The 3174-nt window shown below is 65.6% G+C and carries 3 protein-coding genes; all 3 read left to right on the top strand.

What is annotated here, in order from left to right; all coding sequences use genetic code 11:
* Window positions 1-934, top strand: a 934-nt coding sequence (locus AC1D1G_RS43540) for an SDR family oxidoreductase (RefSeq protein ID WP_477956746.1), incomplete at its 5' end; no start/stop codon positions are given.
* Window positions 931-2772, top strand: coding sequence for a fatty acid--CoA ligase FadD11 (gene fadD11 / locus AC1D1G_RS43535; protein WP_477956745.1), 1842 nt, complete (start codon window positions 931-933; stop codon window positions 2770-2772). The genes AC1D1G_RS43540 and fadD11, both read left to right, overlap by 4 nt.
* 49 nt (window positions 2773-2821) lie before the next feature.
* Window positions 2822-3174: acyl-CoA dehydrogenase family protein (locus tag AC1D1G_RS43530; RefSeq protein ID WP_477956744.1), on the top strand; the 353-nt coding region annotated here is incomplete at its 3' end.

Here is a 3174-nt window from a genome sequence, read left to right as displayed (position 1 = left end):
CACCCTGAGAGACCTGGGCCTCCCACTTCCCGGTCGAGGCGCCGAGTACAACGTTGCCGGCAAGGTGGTCCTGATTACCGGCGGAGGTGACGGTATCGGACTGGCATCGGCGCGAGCGCTGCATGCCCGCGGCGCAACGGTCGCACTGCTCGACGTCAATCAATCGTCGCTGACGGCAGCCGAATTCGCGCTCGGCCGACGGCGGGTCCTCACCCTGGTCGCCGATGTCCGCGACCGTCCCGGCATGGATGCGGCCGTGCACGCGGTGATCGAGCGGTATGGGCGGATCGATGTGGTGATCGCGAACGCCGGAGTGACCCCGCCCCCGTCCACCCTCCGCCAGATCGATCCGGCGGGCTTCGACCGCGTCATCGACATAAATCTCACCGGTGTCTTCAACACCGTCCATCCTGCGATCGACGAAGTGATCGCGCGACGCGGCCACATCGTGGTGGTGTCGTCTGCGGCGGCCTTCGCACCCGGTCTCGGTGGCGCGTCCTACATGATCAGCAAGGCCGCCGTCGAACAACTCGGCCGGGCGCTCCGTCTCGAACTCGCCGGCTACGGCGCCTCCGCGGGTGTGGCGTACTTCGGGATGGTCGACACCCAACTGGCTCGGGCAACACTCGACGACGACGAGTTCGGCAGAAGGCTCGATGCGCGCCTTCCGCGTCCGCTGCGCCGCCGCATCAGCCCGGAGGATGCGGCGACGGTGATCGCAGACGCTATCGCCCGCCGCGCGGGACGCACCCTCGCTCCAGCGGCATGGCAACCGTGGGCCCTGGGACGAGGACTGGTGAACGTGCTCGCCGACGGCCACCTCGCGGCCGACGCCGAATGCCACCAACTGATCCGTGAGCTCGAAGAACGCCCCATCACCACACATGCGAGTGGATCCACGACAGCCGGTCCCGACGCGAGGAGAACACCATGACCATCGAGGAAGCGCCCCACACCCTGTGCGCAGCTTTTCAACGCACCGCCGCCATCGACCCGGACGCCATCGCGCTGCGAACGGTCGGTGATGCACAGACGTTGACCTGGCGGCAGTACTCGAGCCAGGTCCGCGACGTGGCAGCCGGATTCGCCGCACTCGGAGTCCGCCGCGGCGACACCGTCGCCGTAATGATGGCCAATCGTGTGGAGTTCTACCCCATCGATGTCGGAGCGCAACATGTCGGGGCGACGTCGTTCTCGATCTACAACACGCTTCCCCCCTCTGCCATCGCATACGTTCTCGGCAACGCCGAAGCCAAGGTCGTGGTGTGCGAGGCCCAGTACGTGGAGCGGATCAGGGAATCCGGCGCACAGCTGGACCAGATCGTCGTCATCGACGCCGAGGGAGGAATTGCCCCGGCCGGGACACTCACCTTGAACCAGATGAAGGCGCTCGGCTCACCGGACTTCGACTTCGACGCCGCGTGGCAATCGGTGCGACCCGACGATGTTGCAACCCTGATCTACACCTCGGGCACCACCGGCAACCCGAAAGGCGTGGAGTCGACTCATGCCGCATTGCTGTTCGAGGCCGGCGCGGTGTGCTGGATCCTCCCGATCGAGTTCGGAGACCGCATCACCTCCTTCATGCCGTCGGCACACATCGCCGATCGGATGACGGCGCTGTACTTCCAGACGGTGTTCGGAACGCAAGTCACCGTCGTCGCGGACGTGCGGGAGATCGCTGCCGCACTTCCCGACTGCCGGCCGACCATCTGGGGCGCGGTGCCGCGTGTCTGGGAGAAGCTGAAGATCGCGGTCGAACGGGCGGTGGCGAACGAGCCGGACGACGCACGACGGCACGCGTTGCAGTGGGGGCTCGATGTCGGTGCACGCCGGATCGAGATGCTCCGGGCAGGGCTGCCGGTACCGGAGGAACTGGAACACGAGTTCGTCAAGGCAGAATCGATGGTGTTGGCGCCGATGCGCGCCGAACTCGGATTCGACAAGCTCAGATGGGCCGTGTCGGGGGCGGCACCGATACCCGCCGACACGTTGGCGTTCTTCTCCGGGCTCGGGCTGCAGATCTCCGAGATCTGGGGGATGTCGGAACTGACCTGCATCGCCAGCGCGGCCCCGGCCGATCCCGCCAAACTGGGAACGGTCGGCAAGATCGTGCCCGGCATGGACATGCGGGTCGCGAACGACGGTGAGCTTTTCGTTCGTGGCCCCCTCGTCATGAAGGGTTACCGGGGCGAGCCCGCCAAGACTGCCGACGCCGTCGACGCCGACGGATGGCTGGCCACCGGTGACGTGGTGTCCATCGACCCGGACGGATACCTCGCCGTGATCGATCGGAAGAAGGAACTGATCATCAACTCGTCGGGGAAGAATATGTCCCCCGCCACCATCGAGAACGCAATCAAGGCCACCTCCTCGCTCATCGGCGGCGTGGCCACCATCGGAGATGCGCGGCCGTACAACACGGCCCTGATCTCACTCGATCCCGAGGCCGCAGCCAATTTCGCTGCGACGAAGGACATCCTGGTCGACGCCGCTTCCCTGGCACGAGACCGCGACATGATCGCGATGATCGCGACCGCCGTCGCGATGGCCAACACGTGCCTCTCTCGCGTGGAGCAGATCAAGCGCTTCCTGATCCTCCCCACCTTCTGGGAGCCGGGCGGTGACGAACTCACCTTGACGATGAAGCTGCGCCGCAAACCGATCGCCGAGAAGTATGCCTCCGCGATCGAGCTGCTCTACCGCGAACCACTCGCCCAAGGTGTGTATGAGCCCGCCGCCCGGACGTCGGGAGTCCCGGTGGGGAGCTGAGACACCTGATCCCTCATGACTCGTTCGCAACAACTGTGGAGACGAACCCTTGACTGCTCACCCTGCCATCACCGACATCGCATCCCCATGGATGGACGACGAACTCGGCGCGGTTGCCGAACTCGCCCGCAACTTCTTCGCCAAGGAGGTCACCCCCCACCAACGCCGGTTCGCCACACAGGGCTTTCCGGACAAGGAGGTCTACGGCACCCTGGGCAAGCTCGGCTTGTCGGGTATGTCGATTCCTACGGAGTTCGGCGGAGGGGGAGGAACTTTCGCTCACGATGCCGTGCTGTTCCACGAACAGGTGATGGCCGGTGACCACTCGTTGCAGCTCGGTGTGCACTCGGGAATCGTTCCGCACTACCTGAACGCGTACGGAAGCCGCGAGCAGAAATCGCG

The sequence above is a fragment of the Rhodococcus sp. P3_B8 genome (assembly GCF_056402775.1).
This window is presented reverse-complemented; position numbering and strand designations above follow the sequence as displayed.

What these genes read in the sequence shown, in the direction of transcription:
- fadD11 (WP_477956745.1), top strand. Translation starts at nt 931, where the DNA reads ATGACCATCGAGGAAGCGCCCCACACCCTGTGCGCAGCTTTTCAACGC.